Annotated in this window: 9 protein-coding genes and 1 pseudogene; 8 read left to right on the top strand and 2 right to left on the bottom strand. The window is 70.6% G+C overall.

Going from position 1 to position 13,419, the window contains the following annotated elements; translation table 11 throughout:
- Positions 1 to 33: 33 nt before the first annotated feature.
- Complete coding sequence (locus tag OG622_RS18600; RefSeq protein ID WP_371577355.1) at positions 34 to 582, bottom strand: hypothetical protein; 549 nt, start codon at positions 580 to 582, stop codon at positions 34 to 36.
- A gap of 746 nt (positions 583 to 1,328) precedes the next feature.
- On the opposite strand from OG622_RS18600, the gene OG622_RS18595 reads away from it, so the two are divergent.
- The 3 genes from OG622_RS18595 (at position 1,329) to hutH (ending at position 5,486) form a co-directional block, all read left to right on the top strand.
- Positions 1,329 to 2,138: an enoyl-CoA hydratase/isomerase family protein gene (locus OG622_RS18595; RefSeq protein WP_371577354.1), complete on the top strand. Its 810-nt coding sequence runs from the start codon at positions 1,329 to 1,331 to the stop codon at positions 2,136 to 2,138.
- A 244-nt stretch (positions 2,139 to 2,382) separates the two neighbouring features.
- Positions 2,383 to 3,552 (top strand): diguanylate cyclase domain-containing protein, encoded by a 1,170-nt coding sequence (locus tag OG622_RS18590; RefSeq protein ID WP_371577352.1) that lies wholly within the window; start codon positions 2,383 to 2,385, stop codon positions 3,550 to 3,552.
- 395 nt (positions 3,553 to 3,947) lie between these two features.
- Positions 3,948 to 5,486, top strand: coding sequence for a histidine ammonia-lyase (hutH, locus tag OG622_RS18585; protein ID WP_371584137.1), 1,539 nt, complete (start codon positions 3,948 to 3,950; stop codon positions 5,484 to 5,486).
- 174 nt (positions 5,487 to 5,660) lie between these two features.
- Here the strand turns inward: hutH and OG622_RS18580 are convergent, their stop codons facing one another.
- Positions 5,661 to 5,978, bottom strand: a complete 318-nt coding sequence (locus OG622_RS18580) for a hypothetical protein (protein ID WP_371577351.1) — start codon at positions 5,976 to 5,978, stop codon at positions 5,661 to 5,663.
- Between the two features lie 110 nt (positions 5,979 to 6,088).
- Here OG622_RS18580 and OG622_RS18575 point away from each other — a divergent pair, with 110 nt between their 5' ends.
- From OG622_RS18575 to OG622_RS18555, 5 genes and pseudogenes are all read left to right on the top strand, one after another.
- Positions 6,089 to 6,442, top strand: a complete 354-nt coding sequence (locus OG622_RS18575; RefSeq protein ID WP_371577349.1) for a hypothetical protein — start codon at positions 6,089 to 6,091, stop codon at positions 6,440 to 6,442.
- 218 nt (positions 6,443 to 6,660) lie between these two features.
- The gene (locus OG622_RS18570; protein WP_371577347.1) at positions 6,661 to 7,929 is read left to right on the top strand and encodes an Ig-like domain-containing protein; all 1,269 of its coding nucleotides are present in this window, start codon (positions 6,661 to 6,663) and stop codon (positions 7,927 to 7,929) included.
- 354 nt (positions 7,930 to 8,283) lie between these two features.
- Positions 8,284 to 9,492 carry an RNA-guided endonuclease InsQ/TnpB family protein gene (locus tag OG622_RS18565; protein ID WP_371577345.1) on the top strand — a complete coding sequence of 403 codons (1,209 nt, stop codon included), beginning with the start codon at positions 8,284 to 8,286 and terminating at the stop codon, positions 9,490 to 9,492.
- Positions 9,493 to 9,529: 37 nt separating this feature from the next.
- Positions 9,530 to 9,610 (top strand): annotated as a pseudogene (locus OG622_RS18560) (ABC transporter ATP-binding protein); the annotation flags it as partial.
- A 282-nt stretch (positions 9,611 to 9,892) separates the two neighbouring features.
- Positions 9,893 to 13,288: a S8 family serine peptidase gene (locus tag OG622_RS18555; RefSeq protein ID WP_371584136.1), complete on the top strand. Its 3,396-nt coding sequence runs from the start codon at positions 9,893 to 9,895 to the stop codon at positions 13,286 to 13,288.
- Positions 13,289 to 13,419: the final 131 nt, after the last annotated feature.

The following is a 13,419-nucleotide window of genomic DNA, read 5'->3' as shown; positions in this document are numbered from 1 at the left end:
GACAGCCGTGCCGCCGCCTGTGTGCTTATGCGGCTACCTGCCCAGGGCGTCGTCGACGCAGAGGCCGACGATCGGGACGCACAGGCCCGGCTTCGCGGGGGCTGTCGAGTCGCCGGGGGCGTTCGGTGAGTCCGGGGAGTCGGGGGTGGTCGGCTGCTGCGGGGCTGCCGCTGGTGGCTGAGTGGGCGTGGGTGGCGTGGAGCGGGGTGCGTCCGAGGTGCGGGCCGCTGAGGGCCTGTCCGGGGTGGGCGGGGTCCTGGGGAGGTCGCGGGCGCCGGCGTCGGAGGGGAGCTCGACACCGATGGCCGGGGCGGGCGGGAAAGTGGAAGGGCTCGGCGTGGGGGCGGTGGCTCCCGGTGACGGTGGCCGGGTCGATGCGGTGTTTCCGCCGCCCATGGGGGCGTCGGCGGTCGGGGTCCCCGCGTCGGCCGAGGGCTCGTCTCCCGCCGTCGCGCCGGCGTCGGTCGCCTCGTCCGTGACCTCGTCCGCCGCGCTCGGTGCCGGGCCCGCCGTACTGGCGCCGCCGCCGGCCGGGTCCGACGCCACCCGCAGGAGACTCAGCGCCCCCGCCGCCAGCGCCATCCCACCCACCGCGAACAGCAGCTTCCGGGGGCGGGGCCGCCGGTGCCGACCTCGCGGCCGGGGCGCGGGCTGGTCGGATACGCCCCCGGCCTGGTCCGAAGGCCCGGATACGAGGGGTGAGAACGGCATGTCCGGCCGCACCGGGGTCGTCGACGGCCTCCAGGGAGCCGAGGGCGTCCCAGACCCCGTCGGAGTTCGCGAGGTCTGCGACCTCGGAGACCCCGTCGGTGTGGAAGCCCCGGAAGCCATGGGTGCCATGGGCGTCGTAGGTGTCGTCGGTGGCTCCTGTGGCGCTCGTGGTGTGGTCGGCGTTGGCCTGGTGGCCGTGTTCGTCGTCATGCTCTTCCCTCCCCTGTGCGCCCGTGTTCCCCGTGCGCCTGTGGCGGAGCGCAGATTATGCGCCGGGGTGGGCGGTGTGGCCGGAGAAGGCCTGGATGTCACCCGTACGTGGAAAAGGTCGCCGGGGTCTGTCAAGGGACCACCTTTCGGGGGCTCTCGTTGGGGTGGGCGAGGGGCGGGCGGATGACGCCGCCGTCAGGCGCTGCCGGCGCACGCTTTCGCCGAACTCGTCCGCCGGTCTGGGCCCGTGGCACGGCCGCATGGGCCCACGTGTGATCCCGCCCACCCGCGAACCGTGCGGCAGTGGACCGGCGGATCGGCTGTGGCCTGCCCGGGGTTTCGTCGGCGGGGAGTGGCTGCGATGATCGGGGCGGCAGGAGTTAACCCGCGTTAACCGGGAGGGTTCTATGGGCGACGGTGCGGCAGTGGAGCGGCGGTTCGGGGAGTTCGTTGTCGTGCGGCGGCACGGGTTCGTCGCCGAGCTCGCGCTCGACCGGCCCAAGGCCATGAACGCCGTGTCGACCGACATGGCCCGTTCCGTCGCGACGGCGTGCGGGGCGCTGGCCGCCGACCGGGACGTACGCGTGGTCGTGGTGACGTCGACGCATGAGCGGGCGTTCTGCGTGGGGGCGGATCTGAAGGAGCGGAACTCGTTCAGTGACGCCGACTTGATGCGGCAGCGGCCCGTCGCGCGGGCGGCGTACACCGGCGTACTGGAGTTGCCGATGCCCACGATCGCCGCCGTGCACGGCTTCGCGCTGGGCGGCGGCTTCGAACTCGCCTTGTCCTGCGACCTGATCGTGGCCGACCGTACGGCGGTCGTGGGCCTGCCCGAGGTGTCGGTGGGGGTGATCCCGGGCGGCGGGGGTACGCAGTTGCTGCCGCGTCGGGTGGGGGCCGCGCGAGCCGCCGAGCTGATCTTCACGGCGCGGCGGCTGGAGGCCGAGGAGGCGCGGGAGTTGGGGGTGGTCGACCAGGTGGTGGAGGAGGGGCGGGACCGGGCGGAGGCGCTGGCTCTGGCCGCGCGGATCGCCGCGAACTCGCCCGTCGGGCTGCGTGCGGCCAAGCGTGCGCTGCGGCTCGGGCAGGGGCTCGACCTGCGGGCCGGGCTGGAGGTCGAGGACGCGGCCTGGCGTTCGGTGGCGTTCTCGGGGGACCGGGCGGAGGGCGTGGCCGCCTTCAACGAGAAGCGGAAGCCGGACTGGCCGGGGGAGTGATCCACGGGGTTCGCCCCGGCCGGCTTCGGGCGGCTGGGGAGGAAGGGCCGCTCCCGGGCCCCCGGGCGGCGCCCCACCGGGCCGGGCGACGCAGGGAACCCGTCGCGAGCCCTGGGGGAGGGAGGGTGGCTGTGGTGCCCCCGCCGTCGGCGTCCTGTGTGCCCGCGCCCGCTGCCGGGGCCTGTACCCCCCTGTTCGCTCCACCAACGTCCCAAATCGTCTCAAAGCTCCCTAGCCTGGGGTGATGGGAGAGGACAGGCGGCTGAGGGCCGTGGTGGCGTTGGCGCGCGGGATGGCTGGGGCGCGTACGTCGCGGGAGACGTGGTGGGCGGCCGCGGACGGGTCGTGTCGGGCCCTGTCGGGCAGCTTCGCCGCGCTGTCCGTGTGGGAGCGGGAACGTGGGCTGCTGCGGGTGCTCGTCAACGTGGGGAACCGGACGGCGGACGAGGACGAGTTCCCGGAGGACGAGACGTACCCGGTGTACGAGTTCCCGGAGATCGCGGAGTTTTTGCACGAGCGATGGCTGGAGGGCGGTGAGCCCAACGCCTGGGTGGAGACGGCGGCCGGGCCGGTCGCCGGGCGGCGTCCCGGCGGCTACTGCCACCAGCGGGTCGCCGCGCTGCGCCGGCGAGGCCGCGGCTGCTGTGTGGTGGCGCCCGTCGTGCTGAACGGCCGGGCGTGGGGCGAGCTGTATGTGGCCCGGCCCGCCGGGGCGCCCGTCTTCCACCGCGACGACGCCGCGTTCGCGACCGTGCTCGCCTCGGTCGTGGCGGCCGGACTCGCGCAGTCCGAGCGGCTGGAGGAGGCCCGGCGCCTCGCCTTCACCGACCCTCTCACCGGGCTCGGCAACCGGCGCGCGGTCGATCTCCGGCTCGACGAGGCGATGGAGGCACACCGGCGCGACGGCACGGTGATCAGCCTCGTCGTCTGCGACCTCAACGGTCTGAAGAAGGTCAACGACTCCTTGGGGCACGCGATGGGCGATCAACTGCTGGAGAGGTTCGGTTCGGTGCTGTCGAGGTGCGCGGCCGAGCTGTCCGGGGTGCTGGTCGCGCGGCTCGGCGGGGACGAGTTCTGTCTGCTCGCGGTGGGGCCGTCGGCGGACGAGGTGGTACGGGTCGCCAGTGATCTCTGTGTGCGGGCGAGGGAGCTGGAGCCGGGTGACGGGGTCGCCTGTGGCGTCGCGTCCACCGGGGATCGGATCGGGCCGTTGCGCTCGGCCCGGCGGCTCTTCCGGCTGGCCGACGCGGCGCAGTACCGGGCCAAGGCCGCGGGCTCCGTCGAGCCGGTCGTCGCGGGGCGTGAGGGGGAGGAGGGCGAGGACCCGGTGGTCAGTCTCGCCGACCGGCCGCCCGCGCCGGTCGATCCCGCGCACCCGGGGGACCGGCGCCGCATTCGAGGGCGCCGGTCCTAGGGCGGGCCGCGCTGCGGGTCGAGTCGCGCGCGTCCCTGGGCTGCCCACGGCCAAGGGGGGAGTGGGCCGTGGGCCGGTCTGGGGTCCGGAAGGGGCAGGGAGGGAGGGCGGGGGAGGCTCTGGTAGGAGCGCGGTTCCCGCCGTCCGGTATATCGACCCTACGCGCGTGTACGGGCCCCCAAGTCTCTGACCTGGTGATTCTGATCAACCTCGGATGGTTCTCTGATCGTATTCTGATCAGTTTCTGATCTACGCGGATAGCTGCGGGCCCTGTTGGTGGGGGTTCGTGGTCGGTTCTCGGTGCGGTCGTGCGGCGAGGTAAGGAGCTCCTCCCGTCCGCGGTCGTGACATTCGGCGATTCAGTCCCTACGATCCTGAATATGGATATGCACTCTGTGGACACGGTGGTCCTCGGGACGTCCGGGGTCACCGCGGCCGACGTCCTCGCCGTGGCGCGCGCCGGCGCCCGGATCGAGCTCTCCGACGAGGCGGTGGCCGCCCTTGCCGCGGCCCGCGAGATCGTGGACGCGCTGGCGGCCAAGCCGGAGCCCGTCTACGGGGTCTCCACCGGCTTCGGCGCCCTGGCGACCCGGCACATCAGCCCGGAGCTGCGGGCCCGGCTCCAGCGCAACATCGTCCGCTCGCACGCCGCCGGCATGGGGCCGAGGGTGGAGCGCGAGGTCGTCCGCGCGCTGATGTTCCTGCGGCTGAAGACGGTCTGCTCCGGCCGCACCGGCGTACGGCCCGGGGTCGCGCAGACCATGGCAGACGTCCTCAACGCCGGAATCACCCCCGTCGTCCACGAGTACGGCTCCCTCGGCTGCTCCGGCGACCTGGCGCCGCTGTCCCACTGCGCGCTCACCCTGATGGGCGAGGGCGACGCGGAGGGTCCGGACGGGGTCGTACGGCCGGCCGGTGAGCTGCTCGCCGAGCACGGCATCGCCCCCGTCGAGCTGCGCGAGAAGGAGGGACTGGCCCTCCTCAACGGCACCGACGGCATGCTCGGCATGCTGGTCATGGCGCTGGCCGACCTGGACATGCTGTACACCTCGGCCGACATCACCGCCGCGATCTCCCTGGAGGCCCTGCTCGGCACGGACAGGGTCCTCGCGCCCGAACTGCACGCCATCCGCCCGCACCCCGGGCAGGCGGCCTCCGCGGCCAACATGCTCGCCGTACTGAAGGGGTCGGAGCTCACCGGGCACCACCAGGACGACGCACCCCGCGTGCAGGACGCGTACTCCGTGCGGTGCGCTCCGCAGGTGGCCGGGGCCGGGCGCGACACTCTCGCGCACGCGCGGCTCGTCGCCGAGCGGGAGCTGGCGGCGGCGGTCGACAATCCTGTGGTCCTGCCGGACGGGAGGGTCGAGTCCAACGGGAACTTCCACGGTGCGCCGGTCGCCTACGTCCTCGACTTCCTCGCCATCGCGGTGGCGGATCTCGCGTCGATCGCGGAGCGGCGGACGGACCGGCTGCTCGACAAGAACCGGTCGCACGGGCTGCCGCCGTTCCTCGCGGACGACGCCGGGGTCGACTCCGGGCTGATGATCGCGCAGTACACGCAGGCGGCGCTGGTGAGCGAGCTGAAGCGGCTCGCCGTGCCGGCGTCGGCCGACTCGATTCCGTCCTCCGCGATGCAGGAGGACCATGTGTCGATGGGGTGGTCGGCGGCGCGGAAGCTGCGGACCGCCGTGGACAACCTCACGCGGGTGCTGGCCGTCGAGTTGTACGCCGGGACGCGGGGCGTCGAGCTGCGGGAGGGCCTGGTGGCCGCGCCAGCGACGCGGGCGGTGGTGGAGGCTGTGCGCGGGGCCGGGGTGGAAGGACCGGGGGCGGACCGGTTCCTCGCGCCCGATCTGGCGTTGGCCGACGCGTTCGTACGGGACGGGCGGTTGGTGGCCGCGGCCGAGTCCGTGACCGGGCCGCTCGCCTGAGGGCTCTCGCCCCCGTGGAGCCTGCCCGTTCCGACCTCAGGGGCGGTGCCCCTTCGACCCCTGAGGGTGCGGGTGGGCGGGCGGGTGCGGGTTGTCGTGGTCGCTCGCGCGGTTCGCCGCGCCCCTGAAAGCACAGAACCCGCTCACCCACAGAACCCGCTCATCCGCGGACGACTACGCGCTCTCCAGCATTTCGTAGTCCTCGCGTTCGCGGCGGATCGAGTAGGCGACGAAGGCCGCGCCGAGGCCGAGCATCGCGGTGCCGCCGATGACGTAGGGGGTGGTGTTGGGGCTGCCGGTGTCGGCGAGTTCGCGGTTGTCGCCGGTGGTCGTGCCCGCGTCGGTCGTCGTGGTCGTCTGCTCGCGTATGGCCGCCTCCTGGGTCGCGTTGGCGGACGGCACGAACCAGAGGGCGCCCAGCAGGGTGCCCGCGGCGGTGGCGGTCAGCAACGATCGGCGGGCGGTGGACGACGCGCGACGTGCGACGGACACGGAATATCGATCCCCTTGTGACGCTGGCGAATTGGTTGTAGAGAGCGATGCTAATGAAAGGCGCGGGTCGTGGGAAAGTCACGTGACCTGTGAGCCGTACGCTCCGGAGCATGAGCACAACGGAGACATCACAGTTTGTCCGGCTTCGCGTTGAATTGGTGGTGGAGGTCGAGAACGTGGAGGCCATCACCGGGGCCGCTCTGCGGCGGATCGCGAACGACTCCGATATGCCCGCCGATGAGCGGGTACACGCTGAGAGCGCGGTGGCGGAGGACACGGCGGAGGCCCTCGCCTATCTGGTCGACCCGTTCGACCTGGTCGGAGAGGTGCCCGGGGTCGAACTGGCCCAGGCCTCCTGGAGCAGTGAGGGAATCGACTACGACCCCGATTCGCCGGAATGGGGTCTCGACGAGGATGATGAGGGCGAGGACGAAGAGGAAGAAGAGGAAGACGCGCGCGGCTGAGCGGCTGGGGAAATTGATTGCCCCGGGCGGCAACCGCCGCCCGGGGTTCTTTCGTCTCACGGAGCGCACCAGTCACTTGTGCACCGCCGCCGGGTCGCAGTCGATCCGTTGCGGGTGGAGTGGCGTATCCCACATATCCGCGAGAGCGGAACGGCTCAGTGTCGTAGTGGTGTTTAAGTGCTTACGGGGATCTTCGGGGTTTTGGGGATTCGGCAACGATGGAGAAGCGTGTGATGACGAACAGTAAGCGGCGCAGGGGCCTGACGGTCGCGTCCGCACTGCTCGGCGGGGTGCTGGTGCTCTCTGCGTGCAGCGGAGGCGACGGCGACAACGCGTCCGGGAACGACGGCGGGGACTCCTCGCAGGCCAAGGTCGACGAGGCGGCAGCCGAGAAGACCTCCGAGGCCGATATCAAGATCACACCGAAGGACGGCTCCGACAACGCCTCCATCAACAACTCGGCCAAGGTCACCGTGAGCAAGGGCACGCTCACGGACGTGAAGATGACCACCTCCGAGGGCACCGCCGTCACGGGTGAGATATCCGCGGACAAGAAGAGCTGGGCGCCGAGCACCCAGCTGGAGCGGTCCACCGGCTACAAGATCACGGCCGCCGCCGAGGACTCGGAGGGGCGCGAGGCCCACGAGAACGCGGCGTTCACGACGGTCTCGCCCGCCAACAGCTTCATCGGCAACTTCACGCCCGAGGACGGCTCGACCGTCGGCGTCGGTATGCCGGTCTCGATCAACTTCGACAAGGCGATCACCAACAAGGCCGCCGTGCAGAAGGGGATCACCGTCTCCAGCACCTCCGGCCAGGAGGTCGTCGGACACTGGTTCAACGCCAACCGCATCGACTTCCGCCCCGAGGACTACTGGCAGGGGAACTCCACCGTCACCCTGAAGCTCGCGCTCGACGGGGTCGAGGGCGCCGAGGGTGTCTACGGTGTGCAGCAGAAGACCGTGACCTTCAAGATCGGCCGCAACCAGGTCTCGATCGTCGACGCCAAGACGAAGACGATGAAGGTCACGCAGGACGGCAAGACCGTCAAGACCATCCCGATCTCCGCCGGCTCGCCCGAGAACAAGACGTACCAGGGCGTCATGGTGATGTCGGAGAAGTTCAAGGAGACGCGCATGAACGGCGCGACCGTGGGCTTCACCGACGACGACGGCAAGGGCGAGTACGACATCAAGGACGTGCCGCACGCCATCCGACTCACCACCTCCGGGACGTTCATCCACGGCAACTACTGGGGCGCCGACTCGGTCTTCGGCAACGTCAACACCAGCCACGGCTGTGTCGGTCTGAACGACACGAAGGGTGCCAACGACCCCGACACCGAGGGTGCCTGGTTCTACGACAACTCGATCGTCGGTGACGTCGTGGACATCCGGAACACCGGTGACAAGACGGTCGCCCCGGACAACGGCCTCAACGGCTGGAACCTGAGCTGGGCCGACTGGACGGCCGGCTCGGAGGCCTGATCGGCCGTGACCGACCGTCAGCCGTGATCGACCGTCAGATGTGACCGGCCATCAGCCGTGACCGACCATCGGCTGTGATCCACCGTCAGTTGCGAATCACCGATGCCGCCCCTGTGACACTCAGGGGCGGCATCGGTGTTTCCGGGGCTGAGCACAGGGTTCTCATCAGGCTCTCGGCGGGGACTTATCCCTTCATCGAGAACCTCCGAGGAAAGCCCGGCCTTCAGGCCGGGGAGGATTCGGACTCCTGCGGAGCAGGACGGGGGTAGTAGGGGAGTCGCCGTCAGGGCGTTTCGCCGTCCGCCGCCAACGACCTGCCAGGAAGTCACAAGCTGATGTGATAGTTCGTGAATCATGGCCACTCACGTGAAGCGGGCGTTCAAGTACCGCTTCTATCCGGACGATGCGCAGGCGGCGGAGCTGTCGCGCACGTTCGGGTGCGTGCGCAAGGTCTACAACCTGGCTCTCGAAGCCCGGACCATCGCGTGGTACCAGCGCCAGGAGCGGGTCAACTACAACGTGACCTCGGCGATGCTCACCGCGTGGAAGAAGACCGAGGAACTCGCCTACCTCTCCGACGTGTCTTCGGTGCCGTTGCAGCAGTGCCTGAGGCATCTGCAGGGCGCGTTCACCCACTTCTTCGAGGGCCGGACGAAGTACCCGCGGTTCAAGTCGCGCAAGAAGTCCCGCCGTTCGGCGGAGTACACCAGCTCCGCGTTCCGTTACCGCGACGGTGCCCTGACACTCGCCAAGATGCGCGAGCCGCTGGACATCGTGTGGTCGCGTCCGCTGCCCGAGGGCGCCCAGCCGTCCACGGTGACCGTGTCCCAGGACGCGGCGGCGCGCTGGTTCGTCTCCCTGCTCTGCGACGACACGATCCTCCCGGCACCGGCCACCGCCTCCGCTGTCGGGATCGACGCGGGGATCACCTCCCTGGCGACCCTGTCCACGGGGGAGAAGATCACCAACCCCCGGCACGAACGCCGGGACCGGGCCCGCCTGGCGAAGGCCCAGCGGGAGCTGTCCCGCAAGGAGAAGGGCTCGAACAACCGGGCCAGGGGCCGGGTGAAGGTCGCCCGCATCCACGCCAGGATCACCGACCGCCGCCGCGACTTCCTGCATGAACTGACCACCCGTCTCGTCCGTGAGAACCAAACGGTCGTGATCGAGGACCTCAGCGTCCGCAACATGGTCAAGAACCACACCCTGGCTCGAGCCGTCTCGGACGCGGCGTGGACCGACATGCGGTTGATGCTGGAGTACAAGTGCGCCTGGTACGGGCGCGAACTCGTCGTGATCGACCGCTGGTTCCCCAGCTCCAAGCTGTGCGGGTCCTGCGGCGCGGTTCGGGCGAAGCTGCCGCTGCACGTCCGTGAGTGGACGTGCGGCTGCGGTGCCGTGCATGACCGCGACGTGAACGCGGCGAAGAACATTCTCGCGGCCGGGCTGGCCGTGTCTGCCTGTGGAGGCGGTGTAAGACCTCAACGGGAGTCCTCCCGGACGGGGCGGTCGTCGATGAAGCAGGAACCCCAGCGGGCGACTGCTGGAATCCCCCGCCCTTAGGTGGGGGAGGAAGCCAACATGGTCACCCATGACTTCGGCGGCGCTGGCGAAGAAGGCCCCTCGGGTCGCGACGATCCGCAAAGGGCGGATCTCGGTGAAGGAGAACGCCGGGGCGTGAGTGCCCAGGGGTGATATCCGGTGCGAGCCCCTGGGCGCGGAGGCGGGGACGGGGCGGGGCGCGTTGGTGTGGAGTCCGGGCGCGTGTGGGTCGTGAGTGGCCCGGCGTTCGCCGCTTTGCGCCCAGTCGCGAGGTATGTGACACGAGTTGACCCCCGGTCATACTGCGTAGACCGGGGGAAATTTACGTGTATGTGTGCGGAAACTCCCCTGGCCGGATGAACCGGATCAAGGGGGAGACTTGCGCAGACATGCGAAAAGCGCGTGCACGGCCGGGATCGCCATGGTGTCCGCCCTGGCACTGACGGCGGGACCGACCAGCCCGGCGTCCGCGATATCCGAGCGCGCGACCGGCACCCTCGGCATCACCGGCACCCTCGGCATCACCGACACCACTGGCATCACCGGCGTCACCGACCCCGCCGGCGCGACCGTGGCGGACCTCAAGGGCCTTACGGCCGGCGGTGGCGCGGGTGTCACGCCGAGCCACCGCATCACCCTCGTCACCGGTGACCGCGTGCTCGTCGACGCAGAAGGCCGTGTGCTCGGTCTGGAACGGGCGAAGGGCCGTGAGGGTGTCCCGGTGCAGCTCCGCGAGGCCGATGGCCACACCTATGTCATACCGGCCGACGCGGCCCGGCTGATCTCCGCCGGCCGTGTCGACCAGCGGCTCTTCGACGTCACCGTGCTGAACAGGTCGGCGACCCGCACCTCCCACAAGCAGGGCCTGAAGCTGATCGTCGGCTACGCGGGAACCGCCGCCGACGCCCGGGCCGACGTACGGGACGCGGGCGACACCAAGGTCCGCCGCACCCTGAAGATGCTGAACGCCGACGCGGTGCTCACCCCCGGGGACGACGTCGCCGCGCTGTGGAAGGCGATCACCGACGCCGACGGCACCACCGCCACCGGGGTCGCCCACATCTGGCTGGACGGCGTCCGCAAGGTCAGCCTCGACAGGTCCGTCGCGCAGATCGGCGCCCCGAAGGCCTGGAAGGCCGGCTTCGACGGCAAGGGCGTCACCATCGCCGTACTGGACACGGGCGTCGACGCGACCCACCGGGACCTCAAGGGCCAGGTGAAGGCCGCCAAGAACTTCTCCACCTCGCCCGACACCACGGACAAGTACGGCCACGGCACGCACGTCGCCTCCATCGCGGCGGGCACCGGAGCCCGCTCCAAGGGCACGTACAGGGGCGTCGCGCCCGGCGCCAAGCTGCTCAACGGCAAGGTGCTGAGCGACGAGGGCTACGGCGACGACTCCGGCATCATCGCGGGCATGGAGTGGGCCGCCGAGCAGGGCGCCGACATCGTCAACCTCAGCCTGGGCGGCGGCGACACCCCCGAGATCGACCCGATGGAGGCGGAGATCAACAAGCTCTCCGCCGAGAAGGGCATCCTCTTCGCGGTCGCCGCCGGGAACGAGGGCGAATGGGGCGAGCGGACCGTCGCCTCGCCGGGCAGCGCGGCCGCCGCGCTCACCGTCGGCGCGGTCGACGACAAGGACGGACTCGCCTCGTTCTCCAGTCGGGGCCCCGGTACGGACGGCCAGATCAAGCCCGACGTGACCGCGCCCGGTGTCGCCATCACCGCCGCCGCGGCTCCGGGCAGCGTCATCGAGCGGGAGGTCGGCCAGAAGCCCGAGGGCTACCTGACGATCTCCGGCACGTCGATGGCCACCCCGCACGTCGCGGGCGCCGCCGCCCTCCTCAAGCAACAGCACCCGAAGTGGACGTATGCCGAGCTGAAGGCCGCCCTCGTCGCGTCCGCCAAGGGCGGCACGTACACGCCGTTCGAGCAGGGTGCCGGCCGTATCCGCGTCGACAGGGCGATCAGGCAGACGGTCGTCGCCGACCCCGTCTCGGTCGACTTCGGCGTCCAGCAGTGGCCGCACACCGACGACAAGCCGGTGACCAGGAAGCTCACCTACCAGAACGTCGGCACCAAGTCCGTCACCCTCGACCTCGCGGTGACCGGCATCAACCCGAAGGGCAAGCCCGCCCCGGCCGGCTTCTTCAAGCTCGGCGCCAAGAAGGTCACCGTCCCGGCGGGCGGCAGAGCCACCGTCGGCCTGATCGTGCACACCAGGCTCGGCGGGAACCTCGACGGCGCCTACTCCGCGTACGTCACCGCCAAGGGCGGCGGCCAGGGCGTACGCACGGCGGCGGCCGTGCAGCGTGAGAGGGAGTCGTACGACGTCACGCTCAAGATGGTCGACAGGGACGGCAAGCCGGCCGTCCACCACATGCTCGACCTCACCGGCATCTCCGGGCTCGCCGACGGCGAATGGTTCACGCCGTACGACAAGGACGGCACGGTCGAGCTGCGGGTGCCGGAGGGGACCTACATCTTCAACGCCGGGATGGTCGTGGACCCGGAGGACTACAGCAAGGGCACAGACTGGCTGTCCCGGCCGACACTCACCGTCGACAGGAAGATCTCCCTCACGCTGGACGCCCGCACGACGAAACCGGTGGACATCACCGTGCCCGACACCGCCGCCGAACCGGCCCTCGCGGCACCGGAGTTCGCCCTGACGGTGGGCGAGAACCGCTACTCCTTCGGCTGGCTGCTCGACACCTACGAAGGGTTCCGTACCGCGCACCTCGGCCCGAGGACCACCGGCGGCAGGCTCACCCAGAACTGGGCCGGCCAGTGGACCAGGGGCGACGCCGCGCAGTACGCCACCGCCACCGGCGGCGAGGTCGAGAAGCTCGCCACCGGCTACGCCAAGCGCTGGAAGAAGGGCGAACTGGCCACCGTGAAGACCGGCCTGGGCGCCTCCAGCACCGGAAGGAAGGGCGCGGTCCTCGCCTGGGCCCAGCTCCCCGGCAGCTCCGGCTCACTGGCCGTGGGCGTCCCGCAGCCGTTGCCCGGCGAGCGGACGCTGTATCTGTCCGCGACGAACGCGGTGAAGTGGACCCTCGACTTCGAGCAGTACGGCGCGGAGGACGAACAGGGTTTCCCGGTCCTGGACGCCTACTACACGACAGGCGACAGCCGGACCTTCAAGGCGGGCAGGACGTACGCACAGACCTTCAACGTCGGCGTCTTCGGCCCGCAGATCGCCGGGTTCTACGGCATCCGGCGTGACGGCGCCCACCTGTACGGCCTGCTGCCGATGTTCGCCGACGGCCGGGGGCACGCCGGGGCGTCCTTCTACGACAAGGTCACGACCACCCTGTACCGCGACGGCGAGAAGTTCGCCTCGGGCGAGGACGCGTTGGACGGGTCGGGTCAGTTCAAGGTCCCGGCGGGCCTCGCCACCTACCGTCTGACGACGTCCATCTCCCGGTCCGCCGAGCTGGCCAGGGCCTCGTCCCGGATCGACGCGAGCTGGACCTTCAAGTCGAAGAAGACCGGGAGGGACAAGAAACTACCGGTCTCCACGGTCCGCTTCGGAGCCCCGTTCCTGGGCCTCGACAGCACGGCCCCGGCGGGCCGGAAGGCCACCGTCCGCGTCACCGTGCAGGGCGCGGCGGCCGGCAAGAACCTCAGGTCGCTGTCCGTGTACGTGTCGGGCGACGGCAAGAAGTGGACCGAGGTCGCCGTGAAGAAGGGCAGCTTCACGTACGGGACTCCGGCGAAGGGGAAGAGTGTGTCGCTGCGTGCCGAGGTGACCGACAAGAAGGGGAACAGATCGACGGTGACGATTCACGACGCCTACTTCGGCAGGTGAGCCGAGGGAGCCTCGCCGGGCGTTGTGCCGGGCGTCGTTGAGCCGGGCGGGCGTCAGGGCGTGAGTTCTGCCGGGCGTCCGTGACTACGACGGCCCGCCGGGGTGCTGTCTCCCTCCGGCGGGCCGTCTCG

The sequence above is a fragment of the Streptomyces sp. NBC_01314 genome (assembly GCF_041435215.1).
GTDB lineage: Bacteria > Actinomycetota > Actinomycetes > Streptomycetales > Streptomycetaceae > Streptomyces.
This window is presented reverse-complemented; position numbering and strand designations above follow the sequence as displayed.